The following is a 22,825-nucleotide window of genomic DNA, read 5'->3' as shown; positions in this document are numbered from 1 at the left end:
GGATGCGTGTGAGGATGGGGTCATGTCGCACGGCGAGGAACTGTTCGCGCTCGGCGGGGACGTGACGACGGAGCCCAGCTTCGAGTCCGCCCTGCGGGGGTACGAGAAACGGCAGGTCGACCGCTACGTCGCTCGCGCGGAGCACGAGATCGCGGCGCTGACCACCGAGCGGGAACAGGCGTACACGCAGATCCACAAGCTGGCCGGTCAGGTCGAGGTGCTCCAGCGCGACCTGGCCCAGGTGCGCAAGCAGGCGGCGGTGGTGGACCGGGCGTCGTTCCGGCACCTGGGTCCGCGCGTCGAGCAGATCCTCACCATGGCCGAGGAGCAGGCCGACGACATCCTCGCCGCCGCCAACGAGGAAATCGAGGCCCGCCGGGCCGCCGCCGAGCACATCGTCGAGGAGGCCCGGGAGCAGGCCGCCCAGGCGCTGAAGGACTTCGAGATCGCGCTGGCCGCCCGCCGGGCCGAGGAGGAGCGGCACACCGCCGCCCGCAAGGCCGAGGCCGAGGCGACGCTCAAGGCCGCCAAGGACGAGTCGGCGACGCTGCGCAAGAGCGCGCAGGACGAGTCGGAGAAAATGCGTGCCGCCGCCCGGGACGAGGCCGAGAAGCTGCGCCGGACCGCCCAGGACGCGCTGGCGAAGGCCCAGCAGGAGGCCACCCAGCTCCGCGACACCGCCAAGGAGATCCACTCCCGGGCCCAGCAGGAGGCCGCCCGGCTGCGTGAGACGGCCAAGGAGGCGCTGGCCAAGGCCCAGCAGGAGGCGAGCCAGCTCCGCGAGGCGGCCAAGGAGGTGCACGCCAAGGGTCAGCAGGAGGCCAAGCGGCTCACCGACGCCGCCGCCGAGGCCGGCCGGGCCTCGCACGCCAAGGCGCTGGCCGAGGCCAAGAAGATCGTGGACGACGCGGAGGAGGCCGCCAAGGCCACCCGCGGCCGGGCGCGCACGGAGGCCAACCGGCTCACCACCGAGGCCGCTGAGGCGGGCAAGCGCAACCGCGCCGAGGTCGAGGCGTACGTGCAGCGCATGCGCACCGAGACCGAGGCGTACGTGCAGCAGTCCCGCGCCCAGACCCAGCAGGAGCTGGGCGCCTGGCGGGCCGGGGTGGAGAAGGAGGTCGCCGAGCGGCGGGACGGCGCCGAGCAGGAGCTGGCCCAGCGCCGGGCCGCCGCCGAGCAGGAGTTCGCCAAGCGCCGCGACGAGCTGGACAAGCAGCACGCCAAGCGGCAGGAGGAGCTGGAGCAGGCGTACACCACCCGCCGCGACGAGATCGAGCGCACCGCCGCCGACGTCCGGCAGGCCGCCGAGGCCGACGCGCTGAGCATGCGGCAGCAGGCCGAGCTGGAGGCCGCCGAGCTGCTGCGCCGGGCCGAGGAGGACGCCACCGCGCAGCGCCGCAAGGCCGACGAGCACGTCGCGGCCTCGCGCCGCCAGTTCGAGGAGTACGCGGCCACGACCCAGCAGCACCTCGCCACCACCCAGCAGCACCTGGCCGCGACCCAGCAGGAGGTGGCCGCCGGCCGGCAGCAGCTCGCCGGTGTGATGCTGGAGATCGCCAAGGCGCAGCAGGAGCTGGCCGACCTGCGCAGCGAGACGTGGAAGTCGCGGCAGGAGTCCGACGACCTGCAGCGACAGCTCACGGACCTGCGGCGCGACGCCGGCTCGGCCGGCATCACGGCCACTCCGGTCGATCCGGACGACCTCGCCACCGCCGCCTCTACCGGCCGGTCCTCTGACGACGGCAAGCCGGCGGGCGAGGGCACGCCGGTCAGCAGCGGCACGGAGACCGCCGACGACACCCCGGCCGGCAGCGGCGCGCCGGTGGCCGCGAAGGGCACCGCCACCGCGGTCCCCAACGGCGCGGGGCCGGCCAAGGGTGACGGCGAGCCCGCCGAGGCGGGCAAGGCGAAGCCGGTCGGCGAGCCGGTGACCACCATGGACTCCCCGGCCGGCGCGGGCGTCGACGGCGAGCCCACGGTGGCCGCCGTGCCGGGTGAGGGCGGGCGCGGCGCCACCCCCACGAAGATCACCAGCACCGGTGAGAACGGCAAGCGCCCGACCAAGCCCACCACCGACGAGCGCAGCGCCAAGCCCAGCACGGTGACAGTCGACAAGGACTGATCACCCGCCTCCGCCGCGCCACCTCGGGGAGGTGGTGGCATCCGACCCACCCGGACCACACCACCACCCCGAACTGGCGCACCCAACGCCACCTCGGGGAGGTGGCGGCATCCCACCCACCCGAACCACACCACCACCCCGATCTGGCGGGCGGCGCGGGCCGGGGCGGCCCGCCCGGACGGCCCGGCGGGAAGTGGTGGTGGGATGGTTTGGGCGGGCGGCGGCGACTACCCTGCGGGCAGAGGGCCGTGTGTCGGCCGTGGACGGCGGCGGCGGGCGAGCCGGTCAGCGCGGAAGCCGGGAGGCACGGGTGTCGCAGGAGGGCTCCGCCGCCCGGGATGACGAGGCCGCGGCCGTGAACCCCACCGGCGAGACGGAACCCGCGCGCGACGCCACGAGCAACGCCGGCGGCCCGCGAACCGGCACGGACACGAGCAGCGAGCCGCGCGACGCCACGAGCACCGCCGGCAGCCCGCGAACCGGCACGGACGCCGGCAGCGAGCGACCCGCCGACGTCGAGCCGGGCGAGTTCGAGCCGAGCGGCCGGTTCGGCGTGCCGGGGCGCCCGCTCAAGCGCAGCGCCTTCCTGATCGGCTTCACCGGCGCGCTCGGCGTGCTGCTGGCGTACGCGCTGTTCCTGGGCGTGCGGAACGCGGCCGGCGTCCTGGTGCTCGTGGTGATCGCGCTGTTCCTCGCTGTCGGCCTGCACCCGGCGGTGGTCCGGCTGTGCCGCTGGGGCCTGCCGCGCGGGCTGGCGGTGGCGGTGGTGACACTCACCCTGCTGCTGCTGATCGTCGCCGGCCTGCTGGCCCTGGTGCCGCCGGTGGTGACCCAGTCCGGCCAGTTCATCCAGCAGTTGCCCGGCTACGTCGAGGAGCTGCGGCGCAACCAGACGGTCAACGACCTGGTGATCCGGTACGACGTGATGGAGCGGGTCCAGGCGGCGGCGAACGCGGACAACGTCGAGCGGGCCCTGGGCGGTGTGCTCGGCGGGGCACAACTGATCTTCGGCACGCTCTTCCGCCTGCTCACCGTGCTGGTGCTCACCATCTACTTCCTGGCGTACTTCGACCGGATGCGCGAACTCGGGTACGCGCTGGCGCCGCGCTCGCGCCGGGAGCGGGTCCGCCTGATCGGCGACGAGATCCTGACCCGGGTCGGCGCGTACATGGTCGGCGCGCTCGCCATCGCGGTGCTGGCCGGGGTCAGCACGTTCGTGTTCGCGCTCGCGGTCGGCCTGCCGTACCCGTTCGCGCTCGCCGTGGTGGTCGCGGTGACCGACCTGATCCCGCAGATCGGGGCGACGCTGGGCGCGGTGGTGGTGACGCTCGTCGGGCTCGCCACCGATCTGCCGGTGGGCATCGCCTGCCTGGTGTTCTTCGTGATCTACCAGCAGGTGGAGAACTATCTGATCTACCCGAAGATCATGCGCCGGGCGGTGTCGGTGAACGAGGTGGCCGCGTTGCTCGCGGCGCTGCTCGGGGTGTCGCTGTTCGGCGTGGTGGGTGCGCTCATCGCGATTCCCATGGTGGCCGCGTTGCAGCTGATCCTGCGCGAGGTGGTGCTACCCCGCCAGGACGCCCGCTGAGCCGCTACTCGGCGCGCTGCTGGGCCGGGCCGGGCACCGGGGTGTCGGCGAACGCGGCGACAGTGCGGTCCGCGTACGCGCTGACGTCGCCGGTCTCCATCGGGCCGTCCCAGGTCGTCGGCAGCGGAAGCGGCACGCCGGGGGCGACCCGCCGGACGATCTCGTCCAGCGCCTTCTCCGCGTCGCCGACCCAGAGGTGCTTGGCGCCGTCCACGCCGACCACCTCGGCCTGCGGCACGGCGGCGAAGCGCTGCCGGGCCTCCTCCGGCCGCAGGTAGTCGTCGAACTCGGGGACCAGCGCGGTGAGTGGCTTGCCGGACTCGGCCCAGACCGCCAGGTCCTCCGGGGCGGAGAAGCGCAGCGGCGGGGAGAGCAGGATGGCGCCCGCCACCGCCGGGTCGCAGCCGTACTTCAACGCCAAATCGGTGCCGAACGACCACCCGACCAGCCAGATGTTCGGCAGCTCGTGGAACTCGGCGTACTCGATCGCGGCAGCCACGTCGAACCGCTCGCCCACCGCGCCGTCGAAGGCGCCCTCGCTGGTGCCGCGGACGCTGCTGGTGCCCCGGGTGTTGAACCGGAGCACGGCCAGGTCGGCGAGCGCGGGCAGCCGCCAGGCCGCCTTGCGGAACACGTGGCTGTCCATCATCCCGCCGTGGGTGGGCAGCGGGTGCAGGCAGACCAGGGTGGCGGACGGCTCGCGCTCCAGCGGCCGGGCCAGCTCACCGACGAGCGTCAGCCCGTCGGCGGTGTGCAGCTCGATGTCCTCCCGGCGGCCGGGCAGGATCGACGACGCGCGAATCGGAGTGCTCACGCCTGCCAGTCTCCCGTGTCGGCGGCTCTACCGCCCAGTGGGACGGGAACCGGGTGATCCAGATCGCTCAGCCGTAGCGCGGGGCGCCCCGGCCGCGTTGGAGGTTCGGGCCACGCCGGTCCCGGGCCCGCCAGCAGCCGGAGTGCCAGTGCCGGCGGTCGGTCAGGTCGCCCCGGTCGTCGGCCGGCCAGGCCACCAGGTGCGCCACGCCCGGACGGATCTCCTGGTCACAGCCGGGACAACGGTACGTCTTGGCTGACGCGCCGCCGCTGATCGCGCGTACCTGCCAGTCGCCGTCGCGCCACTGCTGCACGGTCGGCACGCCGTGGCGGGCACGCTCGCCGTCCACTGCGGCGATCTCGTCCCGGCGGGGACGGTTGCGACGGGGGCTCACGATCCCAGCCTACGGCCCTTCCCCACCCCACCGCCGGTGCCCCGAAACCGAGCGATCTTGGTACGGGTACGCCCTCTCAGGGGCAGTTCCGTACCAAGATCGCTCGCGCGGTCGGTCAGGGCCAGGTCTGCGGGCGGGTTAGGTCTTGTGCCACCTGCGTCCCGGCGAGCACGGTCGCCGCGTCGGCCTCGGCGAAGTTCACCTGGCCCGGGGGTCCGTAGCCGGGGAAGGGCCAGGCGAAGTCGACTGTCAACCGCACCTTGGGCAGGCCGAGCAGTTCCAGGCGGTTGCCGTCCGGATACCGGAAGCCCGGACGGCCACCCAGGTCGCGGTTGCTGGCGCGGCCCGTGTCCTCCCCCATCTCCGCCCCGTAGATCAGCTTCATCCACATGGTCGAGGACGGTTCCCGGAAAACGGTGAGCTGAGCCGTGAGGCTCTTCGGGAAGGCGGCCGCGTCCACCGAGCAACTGGTCACCGCCGCGTTCGCCGGCAACGTGGTCAGCCGCACCGGCCCGGTGCATCGCCGGGCTTCGTCCCAGCGCACCAGGCCGGCGACCCGTTTCAGGGCGGCCACGTCACCGCGGAGCGTCGCCGCCCGGGCGTAGAGACCGGGGAACGGCTGCCACGACGTGACCAGACCGTCCGTACCGGCGACGCGCAGCACGCCACCGTCGAAGGCCAGCCGGCCGCTGACGGCCTGCGTCGGGAAGCCGTCGATCGAAGTGTTGTCGAGAGCCTTCGCCACCGGGCTGACCTCGAGCAGGACCGGGTGTCCGTCACCGACGCTGAACCGGATCGACTCGACCCGGTTGGAGCTGTGGACGGACCAGCCCAGGTAGCGGGCCCGGGTGGTGTCGACGCCCAGGTGCAGCACCTGCGGATCGGTGCCTACCAGATCGGGACGCTGAAGCGCCCCGGGCACCCCGTCGGCGAGCGGCGGCATCGGGGGTGGCGCCGCCTCCGGGGTCGCGGCAGTCCAGGGCATCCGCCCGGCCAGCCCGCCCAGGTCCGCGCGTACCGCGCCGGTGAAGCCGAGCACGCCGACCAGGGCGAGCGCGGTGCCGGCGGTCGCCCGGCGGCGTACCTGCCGGCGCCGGCCGAGCGCGCGCGAGCCGCGCAGCAGGCGTCCGGTGTCGATCTCCCCCTCGGCCTGCTCCCGCAGCTCCGAGGCGATCCGTTCGTCGAGGTCGGTCACGGCCGGCTCCCCTTTGTCGTCGGGACGCCGCAGCGCTCCCGGAGGTGGGCGAGCGCCCGCATCGCGTGGGTGCGGACGGTGACCGGGGAGCAGTCGAGGATCTGGGCGATCGTGGCGTCGTCCAGATCCTCGTAGTAGCGCAGCACCAGCACGGCGCGCTGACGGTCGGGCAGGGCGCGGATCAGCCGCCACATCTCGTCCCGCTCCGCCGCCTCGCCACCGAGGTCGCCGCGCTGGGGCCGGTCGGCGAACGTGTCCACCGCCAGCTCGCGGCTGGACCGCCGCCGCCACCAGGACGTGTTCGCGTTGACCAGCATCCGGCGCACGTACACGTCGGGCCGGTCGACCCGGGCGATCTTCCGCCAGTGCACGTACGCGCGGGCCAGCACGTCCTGCGTGAGGTCCTCGGCCCGGTGCGCGTCGCCGGTGAGCAGCCGGGCCAGGCGCAACAGCGCCGGACCGCGGCTGCCGACGTACTCCTCGAATGTCACACCCGGAAGACGCCGTCACCGCCGCCGGGCGTTGACCGGGATCAGCGCCGGGTGTGGTCGCGGAAGCCGCGGCCGGTCTTGCGGCCCAGGTAGCCGGCCGTGACCAGATGCTCCAGCAGCGGCGCCGGGGCGAAGCCCGGCTCGCGCAGCTCCAGGTACAGCTCCCGCTGGATGGCCAGCGAGACGTCCAGGCCGACCACGTCGAGCAGCTCGAACGGGCCCATCGGGTAGCCGCAGCCGAGCTTCATCGCGTAGTCGATGTCGTCGGCGGTCGAGTAGCTGGCCTCCAGCATCTTCACCGCGTCGTTCAGGTACGGGAAGAGCAGCGCGTTGACGATGAAACCGGACCGGTCGCCGCAGACCACGCCGGTCTTGCCGAGCTTCGCGCAGACCGCGCGGGCGGTGGTCGACGTCTCGGCGGAGGTGCGGATGGTCTGCACGATCTCCACCAGCGGCATGATCGGCGCCGGGTTGAAGAAGTGCAGGCCGATCACGTCGGCCGGACGCTGGGTCGCCATCGCCACGTCGATCACCGGCAGCGACGAGGTGGTGGTGGCGAGCACGACGCCCGGCTTGCAGATCTCGTCGAGGCTGGCGAACAGCGCCTTCTTGACGCTCAGCTCCTCGATCACGGCCTCGACCACCAGGTCGACGTCGGCCAGGTGGTCCAGCGTCGCGGACCAGGTGATCCGGCCGAGCGCGGCGTCCCGGTCGATCTCGCTGAGCTTGCCCCGCACCACACCCTTGTTGAGCGAGGTCTTGACCGCCTCGCAGACCTTCGCGGACTTCTCCGCGCCCCGGGTCACCGAGATGACCTCGTAGCCGGCCTTCGCGAAGACCTCGATGATGCCGGTGGCCATGGTCCCGGAGCCGACCACGCCGACCTTCGCGATGCCCCGGGCGCCGTCGGCGAGCGCGGCGTCCCCGGCCGCCGGCGTGTACTCGTCGGGTACGACCTTCGGCGAGCCCGGCCGCTCGTAGGTGTAGAAGCCGCGACCGGACTTCCGGCCGAGCAGCCCGGCGGTGACCATCTGCTTGAGCAGCGGGGCCGGGGCGTGCCGGCGGTCCCGGCCGCCGCGCCGGTACATGGTGTCGAGGATCTCGTACGCGGTGTCCAGGCCGATCAGGTCCATCAGCGCCAGCGGGCCCATCGGCAGGCCGCAGCCGAGCTTCATGGCGGCGTCGATGTCCTCGCGGGTGGCGTAGCGGGCCTCGAACATGCCGACCGCGTGGTTCAGGTAGCCGAACAGCAGCGCGTTGGCGATGAAGCCGGCCCGGTCGCTGATCGTCACGTCGACCTTGCCGAGCCGCTCGCAGAGCGCCTCCACGTCGGCGACCACGTCGGCGGAGGTGACCACCGTGCGGACCACCTCGACCAGCTTCATCACCGGGGCCGGGTTGAAGAAGTGGATGCCGATGACCTGGTTTGGCCGGGAGGTGGCGACGGAGATCTCGGTGACGCTGAGCGAGGACGTGTTGGTGGCCAGGATCGCCTCGGGCTTGCAGACCCGGTCCAGCTCGGCGAAGATCCGCTGCTTGAGGTCGAGGTGCTCGGGCACCGCCTCGATCACCAGGTCCACGTCGTGCAGCGCGTCCAGCCCGACCCGGAAGTCGACCCGCGCGAGCAGCGCGTCCCGCTCGGCTTCGGCGAGCTTGCCCTTGGCGACGGCCCGGTCGGTGGAGCCGGTCAGCGTGATCCGGCCCCGTTCCAGGGCGGCCTCGGAGATCTCCACAGCTGTGACGTCGAGGCCGTTGCGGGCGAACACCTCCACGATGCCGGCACCCATGGTGCCCAGACCCACCACGCCTACCCTGGTGAACTCCCGCGCCACGACCGGCCTCCCCTGGCTCGACTCCGCCGTCCGCGACATGAACGGCCGCTAAGGTTATGCGCCGGAGTCTGCCACGTGACGCTGTGTTGTCGAGACGCCGTGGGATATTTCACGCACCGCGCCTCAGCCGGTGGCGTTCTCCCCCGCCAGCGCCAGCAGTTCGGCGACGAATTCCGCCGGCCGCTCCAGGTGCGGGCTGTGCCCGCAGCCGGGCAGCACCACCTCGCGGTACGTCCCGCCGGCCGCCGCGTACCGCTGAAGCACCGCGCGGGTCTGCCCGACCATCGGCTGCGGCGGGCACTCCCGCTCACCCGGCCAGCCGGGCACCACACCGAGCTGACCGAGGTACGCCAGGTCGAACAGTGAGGTGTCCGAGACGATCACGTCGGCGTCTCCGCGTACCCAGGTCACCGGCGGCTTGACCGGCACGGCGACCAGCTCGTCGGCGAGCCGGAAGTGGGCCGGGGCCAGCGCGTTGAGCACGCCGCGCCGCCCGGCGGCGGTCCCCGGCCAGTGTTCCGACGCGGCCGCGGTGCCCGGGTAGTTGTCGTCCCCGGTGGCGGTGGTCAGCATGCTCTCCAGCAGCAGGTCCTCGTGTTCGCCCAGCGAGGCCGGGTCGGCCACGTACGCGGCACGCAGCACCGCGCGCGGGCTGGTCGGGCCGTCCGCGCCTCGGTCATCGGCGGCGAGCCGGGCCACGAAGTCGGGGTTCGCGCCGCCGGCGCCGGTGCCGGCGAAGTCGGGCGTGGTGGGGGTGCCGTCGAGGTCCCGGGTGCCGCAGAAGCCGTACGGGGACACTGGCGCCTCCAGCAGCAGCCCGGCCACCCGCCCGGGGTGGTCGACGAGCAGCCGCATCGCCACCCCGCCGCCGAGCGAGTGCCCGACCACCACCGGCCGGGCGCCGGGCGGGAACAGCCCCGGCGTGTCCAGCAGCGCGGCCACGTCGTCGGCGAAGTCGTCGAGCCCTCGGGTGGCGTCGACCGGCGCGGTGTCCGTCTCGCCGTAGCCGCGCAGGTCCGGGGCGACCACCCGCAGCGTCTCCGGCAGCCGGGCCAGCAGCGGTTCCCAGAAGGCGGAGGAGGAGACGTTGCCGTGCACCAGCAGGACCGGTACGCCGTCCGGCGGACCGGCCACGCGGACCGCCTGGGTGATGCCGTTGGCCTGGACCGTCTGCCGTGCGCTGCGCATCCGCGCATGCTGGCACGGGCACCGGCCCTCGGTCCATGTGCCCCACCGACACACCGGCCCGCCCGGAGGTGGGCGCCGGACCATCCCTCTACCGCGTCGATCATGAGGTTGGCGGCGACATATCGGACGCAGAACGCCGCCAACTTCATGATCGACCGGGCCTAGGAGCGCCCCGGAGGTCTAGCTGACGTCGGCCGGCTGCGCCTCGATCGGCTGGCGGGGCGCCGGGACCGGCAACGGCAGGGTGGGGCGCTGGTCGCGGCGCAGCGCGCCGAAGCTCATCCCGACCGGGTCGGTGCGGGCCACGCCCGGGTCGTAGAGACGCAGGTCGGTGCGGCCCAGGCGGACCACGTCCCCGTCGGCGATCGGCACGCTGCCGGTGATCCGGGTGTCGTTGAGCCAGGTGCCGTTCGTCGAGCCGAGGTCGGTGAGCAGCACCCCCTCGGGGGTGGCCCGGACGCTGGCGTGCCGCCGGCTCAGGTGCGGATCGGCGAGCACGATGTCGGCGCTCGGCGCACGGCCGATCACCTGCGCGTCCCGGCCGACCCTGAAGGTGAGCCCTCGCATCGCCCCGCCGGACACCGTCAGCAACGGCATCAGCTCAGGATGCTCCTCCATGGACAGTCGACCTCCACCCCACATCGCCCCGCGGCGTCAGCCTGCCACCTCACCGTAGTGGCTTGCACCACCGCGCGGTCACCCCCGCGACCCCGGCCGGTCATCTCCCGTTCGCCGTTTCGGACGGCACCTCCGTCGATGCGACGGGCTGATCGTCCGCGCAGCGTACGGGCCCTGCGCACCTACCGGCGAGTAATCTTCGGGTCTAGACTTCGGCCATGACCGCTGTGCATGTGCCGGGCGCCCCGCTCATTTCCGAGGGTCGATTGGTGTCGACCAGCCCGGCCACCGGCGCTGAAGCCGGTCGGTTCCCGCTGGCGGCCGAGGCTGACGTGCGCGCCGCCGTCGAGCGCGCCCGGGAAGCAGGCGACTGGTGGGCCGGGCTCGGCTTCGCCGGCCGGCGGGACCGGCTCCAGCGCTGGCGCGGCGTGCTCGCGCGGCGGATCGAGGAACTGGCCGACCTGATGCACACCGAGGGCGGCAAGCCGGTCGGTGACGCCGTCGTGGAGATCCTCACCGCGCTGGAGCACATCGACTGGGCGGCCCGCAACGCGCAGCGGGTGCTCGGACCGCGCCGGGTCCGCTCCCGCCTGGTCCTCGCCGAGTTCAGCGGCCACCTGGAATACCAGCCGTACGGCGTGGTGGGCGTGATCGGCCCGTGGAACTACCCGGTCTTCACCCCGATCGGCTCTGCCGCGTACGCGCTCGCGGCCGGCAACGCCGTGGTGTTCAAGCCGAGCGAGTACACCCCGGCGGTCGGCCAGTGGCTGGTCGACCGGTTCGCCGAGGTGGTGCCGGAGCAGCCGGTGTTCCAGGTGGTGCACGGCTTCGGCGCGGTCGGCGCGGCGCTGTGCCGCTCCGGTGTCGGCAAGGTGGCCTTCACCGGCTCGACCGCCACCGCGAAGCGGGTGATGGCCGCCTGCGCGGAGACGCTCACCCCGGTGCTGCTGGAGGCCGGCGGCAAGGACGCCATGATCGTGGACAGCGACGCCGACCTGGACGCCGCGGCGGAGGCGTGCGTCTGGGGCGGGATGACGAACGCCGGCCAGACCTGCATCGGCATCGAGCGGGTCTACGCGGTCGACCAGGTCTTCGACGCCTTCGTGGAGAAGGTGGTGGCGAAGGCCGGGCGGCTCACTGTCGGCGCCGACGGGACCGACCTCGGCCCGATCACCATGCCGTCGCAGATCGACATCATCCGCCGGCACATCGACGACGCGCTGAGCCGCGGCGGCCGGGCGGTGCTCGGCGGCCCGGAGGTGGTCCAGCCGCCGTACGTGCACCCGACGGTGCTTGTCGACGTGCCGGAGGACTCGGCCGCCGTGCGGGAGGAGACGTTCGGCCCGACGCTCGTCGTGAACCGGGTCCGCGACGTGGACGAGGCGATCGAGCGGGCCAACGCGCTGCCGTACGGGCTCGGGGGTTCGGTCTTCGGCCGGGCGCGGGCGGTGGCTGTCGCGCGGCGCCTGCGCTCCGGGATGGCCTCGGTCAACTCGGCGCTGACCTTCGCCGGCATGTCGACGCTGCCGTTCGGCGGCGTCGGCGAGTCCGGCATCGGCCGCATCCACGGCGAGGAGGGGCTCCGCGAGTTCGGCCGCCCCAAGTCGGTCACCCGCCGCCGGGCCCGCTCGCTGCTGCCGGCGATGACGTTCGAACGCACCCCGGCCGACGTCGCCCGCATCATCAAGATCGCCAAGCTGATGTACGGCCGGGGCCGCTGAGGCAGCGCCTCAGAACAGCGTCAGCTCGTCGCGCTCGATGCCGCGCAGCTTGTCGTAGTCGACCACCACGCAGCGGATCCCGCGGTCGGTGGCGAGCACCCGCGCCTGCGGCTTGATCTCCTGCGCGGCGAACACGCCGGCCACCGGCGCGAGCAGCGGGTCGCGGTTCATCAGCTCCAGGTAGCGGGTGAGCTGCTCCACGCCGTCGATCTCGCCGCGCCGCTTCACCTCGATCGCCACCGCGCCGCCGGTCGCGTCCCGGCAGAGCAGGTCGACCGGCCCGATCGCGGTCATGTACTCCCGCCGGACCAGCGTGAAGCCCTCCCCCAGCGTCTCCGGGTTCGCGGCCAGCAGCTCCTGCAGGTGCGCCTCGACGCCGTCCTTGCGCAGGCCCGGGTCCACGCCCAGCTCGTAGGACGTGTCCTGGAAGATCTCCTCCAGGGTGATGCGCAGCTCCTCGCCGGCCTTGTTGACCACCCGCCACACGCCGGGCGCCTCCTCCAGCCGGCAGGGCGGGCTCATCCAGTTCAGCGGCTTGTACGCCCGGTCGTCCGCATGGATCGACACCGAGCCGTCCGCCTTCACCATGAGCAACCGAGTGGCCGGCGGCAGGTGAGCCGAGAGCCGTCCGACGTAGTCCACCGAGCACTTCGCAATCACCAACCGCACCCGACGAGGGTAGCCGAGCCCTCGGCAGACGCCGACGAGCGCCACTGGCGTACCGGTGCCATATTGAGATCGTGCTCGAAGTCCTCACCGGTTCCGGCCTCGCCGCCTCGGCGGGCCTGAACGCCTACATCCCCCTCCTGCTGATGGGTCTGCTGTCCCGCTGCACCGACCTGGTCGAGCTGCCCAGCGGCTGGCAGTGGCTCGGCAACGGCTGGGTGGTGCTGATCCTCGCCGTCCTGCTCGTGGTCGAGACGGTGGCCGACAAGGTGCCGGTGGTCGACCACGTCAACGACGTGGTGCAGACGGTGGTCCGGCCGACCGCCGGCGGGCTCGCGTTCGGCGCGGGCGCCGGCTCGGAGACGGTCACCGTCAGCGACCCGGACACGTTCTTCTCCACGCACCAGTGGGTGCCGGTGGTGGTCGGCGTGCTCATCGCGCTCGGCGTGCACCTGCTCAAGGCCGCCGCCCGGCCGGTGATCAACGCGACCACCGCCGGGGTGGGCGCGCCGGTGGCCAGCACCGCCGAGGACGCGACGAGCGTGGTCATGTCCGTGGTGGCGCTGCTGCTGCCGGTGCTGGTGCTGGTGTTCCTGCTCGGCCTGGTGTTCTTCGTACCCTGGCTGTTCCGCCGCCGCCGGGAGCGGCGACGGGAGCGCGCCGCCGCCCGCGCGGCCGGCTTCCGCGTCTGACCCGCGCCGACTCCCGAAACCTCTAAAATCAGGGCAAGACACCCAAGGAGGTACGGGAAGATGACCGCGTCGTTGGAAATGCCCCGGGTCCAGGAGTGCGCCGTCCGATCCTGCGCCTACAACCACACGAACGACTGCCACGCCTTCGCCATCACGATCGGCAGCAGTGACCACGCGCACTGCCACACGTTCGTGGAGATGCCGGTGCGCGGCGGCCTCGACCAGCTGGTCGCCCAGGTGGGGGCGTGCTCGCGCGCCGACTGCCGGCACAACGCCGACCTGGAGTGTCACGCCCCGGCCATCACCGTCGGCCCCGACATGGACATGGCCGACTGCATGACCTACCAGAGCCGCTGATCCGCCCGGACGCGGTGCCCGCTTGCGGGGGCGCCGCGTCCGCGCGCGGTTGTTAAGAAGGGGCCCCTCCTCTACCGGAGGCGTTAAGAAGGGGCCCTTCCTTTCACCCCAGGGCGTTGGCCTCGCGGATCACCGTCACCAGCTCGTCGATGATGCCGGTGAGCGCGAAGTCCTTCGGCGTGAACACCCGCGCCACCCCGGCCGCCCGCAGCGTCTCGGCGTCGGCGGGCGGGATGATCCCGCCCACCACCACCGGCAGGTCGCCCCGCCCGGCCGCGCGCAGCCCGTCCAGCACCGCCGGCACGGCGGCCAGGTGCGAACCGGAGAGCACGGAGAGCCCGACCAGGTCGACGTCCTCCTCCACGGCGGCCGCCACGATCTGCCCGGCGGTCAGCCGGATGCCCTGGTAGACCACCTCGAAACCGGCGTCACGGGCGCGTACCGCGATCTGCTCCGCGCCGTTGGAGTGCCCGTCCAGCCCGGGCTTGCCGACCAGCAGCCGCAGCCGGCCGCTGCCCAGCTCCCGGGCGGTCGCGACGACCCGCTCGCGGACCCCGGCGAGGGTGGCGTCACCGGCCGTCCCGACCGCCCCGGCCAGGCCGGTGGGCGCGCGGTACTCGCCGTACACCTGGCGCAGGGCGCCCGCCCACTCGCCGGTGGTGACCCCGGCCCGCACGCATCCGAGCGTCGCCGGCATCAGGTTCGCGGTGGTGGCGGCGTCCGCGCGCAGCTTCGCCAGCGCCTCCTCCACCGCCGCCGCGTCCCGGCCGGCGCGCCATTCGCGTACGCCCGCGGTGGCCGCCTCCTCGACGGCCGGGTCCACCTGCTCGATCGCCTCGGCGCCGGCGGCGGTGAGCGGGGACGGCTCGGTCTCGGTGAACCGGTTGACGCCGACCACCACGTCCGAGCCGGACTCCATCCGGCGGCGCCGGTCGGCGAGCGAGGCCACCAGCGCGCTCTTGAGGTAGCCGGACTCGACGGCGGTAACCACGCCGCCCATCTCCAGCACCTTCTCCAGCTCGACGCGGGCGCCGGAGACGATGTCGTCGACCAGCGCGGTCATCACGTGCGAGCCGGCGAACAGGTCCGGGTACTCCAGCAGGTCCGACTCGTACGCCAGCACCTGCTGCATGCGCAGCGACCACTGCTGGTCCCACGGGCGGGGCAGGCCCAGCGCCTCGTTCCAGGCGGGCAGCTGCACGGCGCGGGCGCGGGCGTCGCGGGACAGCGTGACGCCCAGCATCTCCAGCACGATGCGCTGGATGTTGTTCTCCGGCTGCGCCTCGGTCAGGCCCAGCGAGTTGACCTGGACGCCGTAGCGGAACCGGCGCTGCTTCTCCTCCGTCACGCCGTAGCGGTCGCGGGTGATCTCGTCCCAGAGCGCGCCGAACGCGCGCATCTTGGCGATCTCCTCGACGAAGCGCACCCCGGCGTTGACGAAGAACGAGATCCGCTGGACCACGTCGCCCATCCGCTCGGGCGGCACCTGGCCGGAGTCGCGCACGGTGTCCAGCACGGCGACGGCGGTGGCCAGCGCGAAGCCGACCTCCTGCACCGGCGTGGCGCCGGCCTCCTGGAGGTGGTACGAGCAGATGTTCACCGGGTTCCACCGGGGCATCTCGCGCAGCGTGTACGCGATCACGTCGGCGGTCAGCCGCAGCGACGCCGCCGGCGGGAAGATGTACGTCCCCCGGGACAGGTACTCCTTGATGATGTCGTTCTGCGTGGTGCCGGCGCAGCGGCTCAGCTCGGCGCCCTGCTCGGCGGCGACGGTGCCGTAGAGGCCGAGCAGCCACATCGCGGGGGCGTTGATGGTCATCGAGGTGTTCATCTCGGCGAGCGGGATGCCCTCGAACAGCGCCCGCATGTCGCCCAGGTGCGCCACCGGCACGCCGACCCGGCCCACCTCGCCGGAGGCCAGCTCGTGGTCCGGGTCGTACCCGGTCTGGGTGGGCAGGTCGAAGGCGACCGACAGGCCGGTCTGCCCCTTTGCCAGGTTGCGGCGGAAGAGCGCGTTGGTGGCCGCGGCGGAGGAGTGCCCGGCGTACGTGCGCATCACCCACGGGCGGTCCCGCTCCGGCAGCCGTCCCGGCATCGCGTCGTCCATGGCCGGAGTTTAAGTTACCGTTTAGTAAAAGAGAGTGTGGAAAACCACACAACCGGCTGCCCACGCCGGTGGGCCGGCCCGCGGCCGGCCCACCGTACGAGTCACTCGCTGCGGGCGGTCTCCGGGCCGGTGATCCGTTCCAGCAGCGGCAGGGTGGCGGCGACGACCGCGAGGCAGCCCAGCACGCCGAGGACCACCACGGCGACGAACCCGAATCCCGGCACGCGCAGGTCGTAGTCCATCTGCGCGCGCAGGAACAGCTGCGCGGCGACCAGTCCCATCCCGACCGCCACCACGGCGACGGTCAGCAGCGGCACCGCGCTCTCCAGGGCCACCACCCGGCGCAGCAGCCGCACCGGGGCGCCACTGAGCCGGAGCAGGCTGAACGGCCGCTTCCGTTCGCTGAGGCCGGCCGCCACCGCCACGGCCAGGCTGCACCCGGCGAGCACGAGACCGGTCACCACGACGAGGTCGGCCAGCCGCTGCCAGCCCCGCATCGTGTCGGCGAATTCGGCCTCGAAGTCGCCGGGCACGTTCGGCGCCACGTAGAAGGTGGGGAAGGTGGCTTCGAGGACCGTCCGGGCCCGCTCGACAGCGGCCGGGTCCGCCGCCTCGACCGCCACCGAAGCGGCGGGCAGCCCGGGCAGCGCGGCCGGGTCCACCGGGGACGCAGGCCAGATCCGGTCGGCCGAGGCGGACTCCCGCCAGGGGATCAGGTCCGGCGGCACCTCGGCGACGATCGCCCCGGCGGCGCACCGCCCGTACGCGGGCGGGATGTCCGCGCAGGCGATCACGCCGGGGTCGCGGCCGTTGTCGCGTACCGGGTTCTCCCGGACGAGCACCGGGTTGCGTACCCCGGGAATCGCCGCGAGGTCGGCGAGCAGCGTGCCGGGCACCGGCGGGTCGTCGGTCAGCACCATCGACAACCGGCCGGCCTCCAGGGAACCCCGGGGCGCGGGACCGCGCTCGTACGTGATCGTCCCCATCACGGCGACCGCCACCGTCGTGACGAACAGCGCGAGCATCACCCCGCCCACCGCGCGGAACCCGGCGGCCGGGTTGTCGGCGAGCCGGCGCGCGGCGATCAGCGCGGCGGGCCGGCTGGCGCGAGCGGCCATCGCCCGGGCGCCGACCATCGTCAGCCACGGCCCGCCCGTGATCAGCCCGGCCATGACCAGCAACAGCGCGGGCAGGAACAACGCGGTCTGACCGTCCGAGGTGGGGGGCCGGTACACCAGGGCGAAGCCGAGCCCGGCCAGGCCGAGCGCGAGCGGGATCAGCCGGTACGCCCGGGGCGGCCGGGGCGTGACCCGGCGGGTGACGCCGAGCGGGGAGATCCGGACCCGGCGCAGCGCGAGCCAGGCCGCGGCCGCCGCGCCCGCCGGCACGCCGAGCGCCACCACAAGGGCCTCCGGCGCGCCGAGGGCCATGTCCTCCGGGAAGAACGGCATGCCGGTGAACGGGATGCCGGCGAGCTGCCCGCGCAACGCGAAGAACACCGCGAAGCCCACCGCCGCGCCGGCCGCCGCCGCGAGCGCGGCCTCCACGGCCGCGACCGCCGAGATCTGCCGGGGCGTGGCCCCGACCAGCCGCATGGCCGCGAATCGTTGCTCCCGGCGGGCGGCGCCGAGCCGGGTCGCCGTGCCGATGAAGACGAGTACGGGGAACAGCAGCCCGCCCGCGACCACGCCGAGGATGAGGTCGACAGCCGCCCCCGGCAGCGGGGCGCCGTTGCCGTCGAGCCGGGTGACCTTCCGGACCTGGTCCAGCCCGCCCACCTGCTCCGGGGTGCCGCCGACCAGGACGAGCAACGTGTCCGGCGAGGTGAGCGCCGCCGGCCCGACCTCGCCGAGGTCCCGGCCCGGGTAGCGGTCGGCGAGCTGGTCGGCGGGGGCGGTCGCCAGCAGCTTCCGCAGCGCCGGGGAGGCGTAGAACTCGCCCGGCCCCGGTACGCGGGGAACGCCGACCGGGGTCGGCGCGTCCGGACCGGTCGCGGCGACGTCGATGCGGATGATCTGATCGCCGCGGAAGTAGTCGGTCCGGGTGGACCAGAGCAGCGGGTCGACAGACGCGTCGGCCGTCTCCTGCGGGTACATCGACGCGTACCGGGTGAGCTGGGCGTCGGCGGCGTGCACACCGGCGAGCGTGGTGAGCAGCAGCCCGGTGCCGACAGCGACGGCGGCGGCGATCGCGACCAGCCGGAACAGCGCCTCCCGACCACCGGCGACGGCGAGCCGGAGCGCCAGCCCGATCATGAGACGACCCCGGCGGGCGCGTTGACCCGGCCGTCGCGCACCATGACCTCCCGGTCGGCGTACGCGGCGATGCGCGCCTCGTGGGTGACCAGGACGACAGTGGTGCCGCGCTCGCGGGCGGCGTCCGTCAGCAGCGTCATCACCTCCTCACCGGTGAGCGAGTCGAGCGCGCCGGTGGGCTCGTCGGCGAACAGCACCCGCGGCTCGGCGACCAGGCCGCGGGCCAGCGCGACCCGCTGGGCCTGCCCGCCGGACAACTCGCCGGAGCGGCGGTGCTCCAGGCCGGCCAGGCCGAGCCGCTCGAACCAGCCCCGCGCGGCGCGCAGCGCCGGGGTGCGGCGGACGCCGCGCAGCAGCAGCGGAAGCGCCACGTTCTCGGCCGCGGTGAGTTCCGGCACGAGCTGGCCGAACTGGAAGACGAAGCCGAAGGTGTCCCGGCGCAACGTGCTCCGGTCGGCCTCGCCGAGCGTGTCGATCCGGGCGCCGTCGAACCAGACCTCCCCGGAGTCGGGGCGCAGGATGCCGGCCAGGCAGTGCAGCAGCGTCGACTTGCCGGAGCCGCTCGGCCCCATCACGGCGACGACCTCACCGGCCGCCACCGCGAGGCTCGCGCCGCGCAGGGCGGGTGTCTCGCCGAACGCGTACGTGACGTCCCGCGCCTCGATCATCGGGCTCATTGCCGAACCGCCTTTCTCAGTGCGTCCAGTCGGGCGCCAGTCGTCTCGATCCACCGCAGGTCCGCCTCCAGGTGGTAGAGACCGTGGTCGGCGAGCATCACGTCGACGAGTTCGCCGTTGCGTTTGATCTCGGTGAGTTCGCGCATCCGGCGCAGGTGGGCGGCGCGCTGGGTGTCCAGGTACTCCTCGGCCGGGCGGTCGAGCATCAGCGCGAGCACGACCTTGGTGAACAGCAGGGTCTGCAGGTGCGGTTCCGGCTCGACCGGCTCGGTCAGCCAGTGCTCCACCTCGGTGGCGCCCAGGTCGGTGATGACGTAGCGCTTGCGGTCCGGCCCCGCGCCGGGGGCGACGTCGCCGACCATCACCTTGCCGTCGCGGGCCAGCCGGCTCAGCGTCGAGTAGACCTGCCCGTACGGCAGCGGCTTGCCGCGCCCGAAGAAGGTGTCGTAGTCGCGCTTGAGGTCGTAGCCGTGGCTCGGTTCTCGTTCGAGCAGCCCGAGCAGGGTCAGGGGCACCGTCATGAGCAGAGACTACACCGAGTGTATACCTCGCGTATATAGCTGACCCGGGAGCGGAACGGGCGACCGCACGACGCACACTTGACGGCATGGAGAACGAGCTCGCGATTTCCGTGCGAGGGCTGCGCAAGGCGTACGGCGACAACGTCGCCGTGGCCGGGGTGGACCTGGACGTCCACCGGGGCGAGGTGTTCGCCCTGCTCGGCCCGAACGGCGCCGGCAAGACCACCACTGTCGAGATCCTGGAGGGCTACCGGCAGCGCGACGGCGGCGAGGTACGCGTGCTCGGCGCCGACCCCGCCCACCCCGACGCCGGCTGGCGCTCCCGCGTCGGCATCGTGCTCCAGGGCACCGGCGAGTTCGACGAACTCAGCGTCATCGAGGTGGTCCGCCACTTCTCCGGCTTCTACCCGGGCGCCGACGACCCGGACAAGGTGGTCGAGCGGGTCGGGCTGGGCGCCAAGGCCAGGGCGCGTACGCACACGCTCTCCGGCGGGCAGAAGCGCCGCCTGGACGTGGCGCTCGGCATCATCGGCCGCCCCGAGCTGCTCTTCCTCGACGAGCCGACCACCGGCTTCGACCCGGAGGCCCGGCGCGAGTTCTGGGAGCTGATCCGGGACCTGTCCGCCGCCGGCACCACGATCGTGCTCACCACCCACTACCTGGACGAGGCCGAGGCGCTCGCCGACCGGGTCGGCGTCATCGCCGCCGGACGGGTGATCGAGGTCGCGCCGCCGAACGCGCTGGGCAACCGGCAGGAGTCGCTGGCGACCGTCTCCTGGCGTACCCCTGACGGAACGCCGGCCTCGGCGGAGACCGCGACGCCGACGGCGCTGGTGGCCGACCTGGCCGCGCGCTTCGGCGGCGAGGTGCCGGGCCTCACCGTGACCCGGCCGACCCTGGAAGACGTCTACCTGCGGATGATCGGACACTCATGACCACCACCACGAACCCCGCGGCCCCGGTCACCGCCGCCGCGGCCCGGCGGCCCGGCGCCGGCGCGCTGGCGCTGCGCCAGGGGCGGCTGGAGATCACCCAGTTCCTGCGCAGCCGGGAGTCCGTCGTGTTCACGATGGGCTTCCCGATCATCATGATCCTGATCTTCGCGGCGATCTTCAGCGACGAGATCGCGCCGGGGGTCAGCTACACGCAGTACTTCATCACCGGCATGATCGCGACCGGCCTGATGACGGTCAGCTTCCAGAACCTCGGCATCTGGATCCCGATCGAGCGGGACCGGGGCGTGCTCAAGCGCTACCGCGGCACGCCGATGCCGAAGTGGGTCTGGTTCGCCGGCAAGGTGATCATGGTGGTGGTCATCGGCATCGCCGAGACCGTGCTGCTGCTCGCCGTCTCGGTGGCGATGTTCGACCTGGATCTGCCGCAGACCACCACCAAGTGGCTGACGTTCGCCTGGGTCTCCGTGCTCGGCGTCACCGCCTGCACGCTCTGCGGCATCGCCATCTCGTCGCTGGCCCGTACCGCCCGCAGCGGCTCGGCAGTGGTCACCCCGGTCGCGCTTGTGCTCCAGTTCATCTCCGGCGTGTTCTTCGTCTTCACCAGCCTGCCCACCTGGATGCAGCAGGTCGCGGCGATCTTCCCGCTCAAGTGGATGTGCCAGGGGCTGCGGTCGGTCTTCCTGCCGGACAGCTTCGGCGCGCGGGAGCCGGGCGGCTCGTTCGAGCTGGGCACCGTCGCGCTGGTGCTGGGCGCATGGTGCGTCATCGGCCTGGTGCTCTGCCTGACCACGTTCCGCTGGACCACCAAGCGCGACGGCTGATGTGCAAGGAAGGGCCCCCTCTTAACGCCTGCGGTAGAGAAAGGGCCCCTTCTTAACGCACGCCTGGCGGTGGCACACTCGCCGGCATGGCACCCACGCTGTCCCGGCGTACCCTGCTCGGCGCCGCCGCCGGCGTGGCCGGCGTCGCGGTGGTCGGCGGCCTGGCCGCCCGGCAACTCTCCGGCCCCCGCCCGGGACCGGCGCCGGCCCTGCCGGACGCCCCGGCCGGCGACGAACGGCTGATCCGCATCGCATCCGGCGCGCGCGGCCGCGAGGTGGACTTCTGGACGGCGGTGCCCGACGGGTACGGCGACGGCCGCGGCCTGCCCGTCTGCCTGGTGCTGCACGGCGCGTCGGCCACCCCGCGCGACTACGGCCGGTTCGGCCTGGCCCGCTTCCTCACCGACGCGGTACGCCGCGGCGCCCCGCCGTTCGCGCTCGCCGGAGCCACCGGCGGGCGGCTGTCCTGGCGCGCCTCGGGCGACGACGACCCGCAGCGGATGGTGCGCGAGGAGGTGCCCACCTGGTGCGCCCGGCGCGGCTTCGACAGCAGCCGGCTGGCCGTGTGGGGCTGGTCGATGGGCGGCTTCGGCGCGTTGCTGCTGGCCGAGACGTACCCGAGGTGGCTGCGGATGGCGGCGGCCTTCTCCCCCGCGGTGAGCCCCGGCGACGCGGTCTTCACCGGCGTGGCGAAGCTGCGCGGCACCCCGGTCGGGCTCTGGTGCGGACGGCAGGACAACTTCCTGAAGGACGTCCGGGCTCTGGCCCGGGCGCTGCCCGAGGAGCCGGTCCGCGCCGCCTGGGCCGACGGGCGGCACAACTTCGGCTACTGGGGCACGGTGATCCCGGACGCGTTCGGGCTGATCGGCGCCGCGCTCAGCCCGCCCCGGACGTGAACCGGGCCCGGACGTGAACCGCCCCCGGCCGCGCGGGCCGGGGGCGGGACAGGCCGGTCAGTACGAGTAGAAGCCCTGGCCGGTCTTGCGGCCCAGGTCGCCGGCGGTGGCCATGCGCTGGAGCAGCTCCGGCGGGAAGAACTTCTCGTCGGCGGTGTCGGTGTAGATGTTGCGGGTGGCGTTGAGCAGCACGTCCACGCCGGTCAGGTCGACCGTGGCCAGCGGGCCCATGGCGTGGCCGAAGCCCAGCTTGCAGGCGGTGTCCAGGTCCTCGGCGGAGATCACGCCGGACTCGACGAGCTTGACCGCCTCCATCGCCAGCGCGCAGATCAGCCGGGTGGTGACGAAACCGGCGATGTCCCGGTTGACCACCACCACGGTCTTGCCGATCTCCTCGGCGAACGACTTGACCGTGTCCATCGTCGCGTCGCTGGTCTTGTAGCCGCGTACCAGCTCGCAGAGCTTCATCATCGGCACCGGCGAGAAGAAGTGGGTGCCCACGACCGACTCCGGGCGCTCGGTGGCGGTGGCGATCTGGGTCACCGGGATGGCCGAGGTGTTGGTGGCCAGCACCGCGTCCGCCTTGCAGATCTTGTCCAGCGCGCGGAACACCTCGTGCTTGATCTCGATCTTCTCGAAGACCGCCTCGACCACGATGTCCGCGTCGGCGGCCGCCTCCAGGTCGGTGGTCGGCGTGATCCGGCCCAGCGTCGCCTCGACGTCGGACGCCTCGATCTTGCCCTTCTCGGCGAACTTCGTCAGCGACTTCCGGATGCCGTCCACGCCCCGCTTCGTGGCCGCGTCGTCGATGTCGCGCAGCGTCACCTGCCAGCCCGCCTGCGCCGCCACCTGTGCGATGCCCGAGCCCATCAGCCCGGCACCGACGACCGCGAGTCGACCCGCCATCTGCTTCT

At 73.2% G+C, this 22,825-nt stretch carries 21 protein-coding genes; 8 read left to right on the top strand and 13 right to left on the bottom strand.

Annotated elements, in window-relative coordinates:
- Nucleotides 1-22 precede the first annotated feature (22 nt).
- Both ACSDG8_RS22980 and ACSDG8_RS22975 read left to right on the top strand, forming a co-directional pair.
- Nucleotides 23-2,122 carry a hypothetical protein gene (locus ACSDG8_RS22980; protein ID WP_439427237.1) on the top strand — a complete coding sequence of 700 codons (2,100 nt, stop codon included), beginning with the start codon at nt 23-25 and terminating at the stop codon, nt 2,120-2,122.
- A gap of 310 nt (nt 2,123-2,432) precedes the next feature.
- A complete protein-coding gene (locus ACSDG8_RS22975; RefSeq protein WP_439427236.1) occupies nt 2,433-3,710 on the top strand; it encodes an AI-2E family transporter in 1,278 nt (425 codons plus the stop codon).
- 4 nt (nt 3,711-3,714) lie between these two features.
- Here ACSDG8_RS22975 and ACSDG8_RS22970 read toward each other — a convergent pair whose 3' ends face one another.
- From ACSDG8_RS22970 to ACSDG8_RS22940, 7 genes are all read right to left on the bottom strand, one after another.
- Nucleotides 3,715-4,524, bottom strand: coding sequence for an alpha/beta hydrolase (locus ACSDG8_RS22970; RefSeq protein ID WP_439427235.1), 810 nt, complete (start codon nt 4,522-4,524; stop codon nt 3,715-3,717).
- A gap of 67 nt (nt 4,525-4,591) precedes the next feature.
- Nucleotides 4,592-4,918, bottom strand: a complete 327-nt coding sequence (locus ACSDG8_RS22965) for a hypothetical protein (protein WP_374223586.1) — start codon at nt 4,916-4,918, stop codon at nt 4,592-4,594.
- 115 nt (nt 4,919-5,033) lie between these two features.
- On the bottom strand, nt 5,034-6,113 hold the full coding sequence (locus tag ACSDG8_RS22960) for a hypothetical protein (protein WP_439427234.1): 1,080 nt from the start codon (nt 6,111-6,113) through the stop codon (nt 5,034-5,036).
- Nucleotides 6,110-6,604: a SigE family RNA polymerase sigma factor gene (locus tag ACSDG8_RS22955; RefSeq protein WP_439427233.1), complete on the bottom strand. Its 495-nt coding sequence runs from the start codon at nt 6,602-6,604 to the stop codon at nt 6,110-6,112. The genes ACSDG8_RS22960 and ACSDG8_RS22955 overlap by 4 nt, the downstream gene beginning before the upstream one ends.
- Nucleotides 6,605-6,645: 41 nt before the next feature.
- The gene (locus tag ACSDG8_RS22950; protein ID WP_210893859.1) at nt 6,646-8,436 is read right to left on the bottom strand and encodes a 3-hydroxyacyl-CoA dehydrogenase family protein; all 1,791 of its coding nucleotides are present in this window, start codon (nt 8,434-8,436) and stop codon (nt 6,646-6,648) included.
- 123 nt (nt 8,437-8,559) lie between these two features.
- On the bottom strand, nt 8,560-9,624 hold the full coding sequence (locus tag ACSDG8_RS22945) for an alpha/beta fold hydrolase (protein WP_210893857.1): 1,065 nt from the start codon (nt 9,622-9,624) through the stop codon (nt 8,560-8,562).
- Nucleotides 9,625-9,804: 180 nt separating this feature from the next.
- Nucleotides 9,805-10,242 (bottom strand): FHA domain-containing protein, encoded by a 438-nt coding sequence (locus ACSDG8_RS22940; protein WP_210893855.1) that lies wholly within the window; start codon nt 10,240-10,242, stop codon nt 9,805-9,807.
- A 218-nt stretch (nt 10,243-10,460) separates the two neighbouring features.
- Between ACSDG8_RS22940 and ACSDG8_RS22935 the strand changes: the two genes are divergently transcribed.
- Nucleotides 10,461-11,963, top strand: coding sequence for an aldehyde dehydrogenase family protein (locus ACSDG8_RS22935; RefSeq protein ID WP_210893854.1), 1,503 nt, complete (start codon nt 10,461-10,463; stop codon nt 11,961-11,963).
- Nucleotides 11,964-11,972: 9 nt separating this feature from the next.
- On the opposite strand, the gene nucS is transcribed toward ACSDG8_RS22935, so the two are convergent.
- Nucleotides 11,973-12,632: an endonuclease NucS gene (gene nucS, locus ACSDG8_RS22930; protein WP_210893851.1), complete on the bottom strand. Its 660-nt coding sequence runs from the start codon at nt 12,630-12,632 to the stop codon at nt 11,973-11,975.
- Between the two features lie 71 nt (nt 12,633-12,703).
- Between nucS and ACSDG8_RS22925 the strand changes: the two genes are divergently transcribed.
- Both ACSDG8_RS22925 and ACSDG8_RS22920 read left to right on the top strand, forming a co-directional pair.
- Nucleotides 12,704-13,321 (top strand): DUF4126 domain-containing protein, encoded by a 618-nt coding sequence (locus tag ACSDG8_RS22925; RefSeq protein WP_210893849.1) that lies wholly within the window; start codon nt 12,704-12,706, stop codon nt 13,319-13,321.
- 60 nt (nt 13,322-13,381) lie between these two features.
- Nucleotides 13,382-13,678 carry a DUF1540 domain-containing protein gene (locus tag ACSDG8_RS22920; protein ID WP_043328704.1) on the top strand — a complete coding sequence of 99 codons (297 nt, stop codon included), beginning with the start codon at nt 13,382-13,384 and terminating at the stop codon, nt 13,676-13,678.
- A gap of 103 nt (nt 13,679-13,781) precedes the next feature.
- Here the strand turns inward: ACSDG8_RS22920 and ACSDG8_RS22915 are convergent, their stop codons facing one another.
- The 4 genes from ACSDG8_RS22915 to ACSDG8_RS22900 all read right to left on the bottom strand — a co-directional run bounded on the left by ACSDG8_RS22915 (nt 13,782) and on the right by ACSDG8_RS22900 (nt 19,238).
- A complete protein-coding gene (locus ACSDG8_RS22915) occupies nt 13,782-15,785 on the bottom strand; it encodes a protein meaA (protein ID WP_210893847.1) in 2,004 nt (667 codons plus the stop codon).
- Nucleotides 15,786-15,886: 101 nt separating this feature from the next.
- On the bottom strand, nt 15,887-18,040 hold the full coding sequence (locus ACSDG8_RS22910; RefSeq protein ID WP_210893845.1) for an FtsX-like permease family protein: 2,154 nt from the start codon (nt 18,038-18,040) through the stop codon (nt 15,887-15,889).
- Entirely contained in the window at nt 18,037-18,717 is a 681-nt protein-coding gene (locus ACSDG8_RS22905) for an ABC transporter ATP-binding protein (protein ID WP_210893842.1), read from the bottom strand. Before ACSDG8_RS22905 ends, ACSDG8_RS22910 begins: the two co-directional genes overlap by 4 nt.
- Nucleotides 18,714-19,238, bottom strand: a complete 525-nt coding sequence (locus ACSDG8_RS22900) for a PadR family transcriptional regulator (RefSeq protein ID WP_210893840.1) — start codon at nt 19,236-19,238, stop codon at nt 18,714-18,716. The genes ACSDG8_RS22905 and ACSDG8_RS22900 overlap by 4 nt, the downstream gene beginning before the upstream one ends.
- An 86-nt stretch (nt 19,239-19,324) precedes the next feature.
- Between ACSDG8_RS22900 and ACSDG8_RS22895 the strand changes: the two genes are divergently transcribed.
- The 3 genes from ACSDG8_RS22895 (at nt 19,325) to ACSDG8_RS22885 (ending at nt 21,911) form a co-directional block, all read left to right on the top strand.
- Nucleotides 19,325-20,173 carry an ABC transporter ATP-binding protein gene (locus tag ACSDG8_RS22895; RefSeq protein ID WP_210893838.1) on the top strand — a complete coding sequence of 283 codons (849 nt, stop codon included), beginning with the start codon at nt 19,325-19,327 and terminating at the stop codon, nt 20,171-20,173.
- Entirely contained in the window at nt 20,170-21,015 is an 846-nt protein-coding gene (locus ACSDG8_RS22890; RefSeq protein ID WP_210893836.1) for an ABC transporter permease, read from the top strand. The genes ACSDG8_RS22895 and ACSDG8_RS22890 overlap by 4 nt, the downstream gene beginning before the upstream one ends.
- Before the next feature lie 86 nt (nt 21,016-21,101).
- On the top strand, nt 21,102-21,911 hold the full coding sequence (locus ACSDG8_RS22885; RefSeq protein WP_210893834.1) for an alpha/beta hydrolase: 810 nt from the start codon (nt 21,102-21,104) through the stop codon (nt 21,909-21,911).
- 57 nt (nt 21,912-21,968) lie between these two features.
- Here the strand turns inward: ACSDG8_RS22885 and ACSDG8_RS22880 are convergent, their stop codons facing one another.
- Nucleotides 21,969-22,817 (bottom strand): 3-hydroxyacyl-CoA dehydrogenase family protein, encoded by an 849-nt coding sequence (locus ACSDG8_RS22880; RefSeq protein WP_013475365.1) that lies wholly within the window; start codon nt 22,815-22,817, stop codon nt 21,969-21,971.
- Nucleotides 22,818-22,825 lie beyond the last annotated feature (8 nt).

Origin of the sequence: Micromonospora sp. LA-10 (assembly GCF_051853095.1) — a bacterium.
Lineage (GTDB): Bacteria > Actinomycetota > Actinomycetes > Mycobacteriales > Micromonosporaceae > Micromonospora > Micromonospora echinospora_A.
The sequence above is the reverse complement of the archived record's forward strand: the minus strand, read 5'-3'. Positions and strand labels throughout refer to the sequence as shown.

What these genes read in the sequence shown, in the direction of transcription:
- ACSDG8_RS22980 (WP_439427237.1), top strand. Translation starts at nt 23, where the DNA reads ATGTCGCACGGCGAGGAACTGTTCGCGCTCGGCGGGGACGTGACGACG.
- ACSDG8_RS22915 (WP_210893847.1), bottom strand. Translation starts at nt 15,785, where the DNA reads ATGGACGACGCGATGCCGGGACGGCTGCCGGAGCGGGACCGCCCGTGG.
- ACSDG8_RS22905 (WP_210893842.1), bottom strand. Translation starts at nt 18,717, where the DNA reads ATGAGCCCGATGATCGAGGCGCGGGACGTCACGTACGCGTTCGGCGAG.
- ACSDG8_RS22890 (WP_210893836.1), top strand. Translation starts at nt 20,170, where the DNA reads ATGACCACCACCACGAACCCCGCGGCCCCGGTCACCGCCGCCGCGGCC.
- ACSDG8_RS22935 (WP_210893854.1), top strand. Translation starts at nt 10,461, where the DNA reads ATGACCGCTGTGCATGTGCCGGGCGCCCCGCTCATTTCCGAGGGTCGA.
- ACSDG8_RS22900 (WP_210893840.1), bottom strand. Translation starts at nt 19,238, where the DNA reads ATGACGGTGCCCCTGACCCTGCTCGGGCTGCTCGAACGAGAACCGAGC.
- ACSDG8_RS22895 (WP_210893838.1), top strand. Translation starts at nt 19,325, where the DNA reads ATGGAGAACGAGCTCGCGATTTCCGTGCGAGGGCTGCGCAAGGCGTAC.
- ACSDG8_RS22885 (WP_210893834.1), top strand. Translation starts at nt 21,102, where the DNA reads ATGGCACCCACGCTGTCCCGGCGTACCCTGCTCGGCGCCGCCGCCGGC.
- ACSDG8_RS22945 (WP_210893857.1), bottom strand. Translation starts at nt 9,624, where the DNA reads ATGCGCAGCGCACGGCAGACGGTCCAGGCCAACGGCATCACCCAGGCG.
- ACSDG8_RS22880 (WP_013475365.1), bottom strand. Translation starts at nt 22,817, where the DNA reads ATGGCGGGTCGACTCGCGGTCGTCGGTGCCGGGCTGATGGGCTCGGGC.
- ACSDG8_RS22920 (WP_043328704.1), top strand. Translation starts at nt 13,382, where the DNA reads ATGACCGCGTCGTTGGAAATGCCCCGGGTCCAGGAGTGCGCCGTCCGA.
- ACSDG8_RS22910 (WP_210893845.1), bottom strand. Translation starts at nt 18,040, where the DNA reads ATGATCGGGCTGGCGCTCCGGCTCGCCGTCGCCGGTGGTCGGGAGGCG.
- ACSDG8_RS22940 (WP_210893855.1), bottom strand. Translation starts at nt 10,242, where the DNA reads ATGGAGGAGCATCCTGAGCTGATGCCGTTGCTGACGGTGTCCGGCGGG.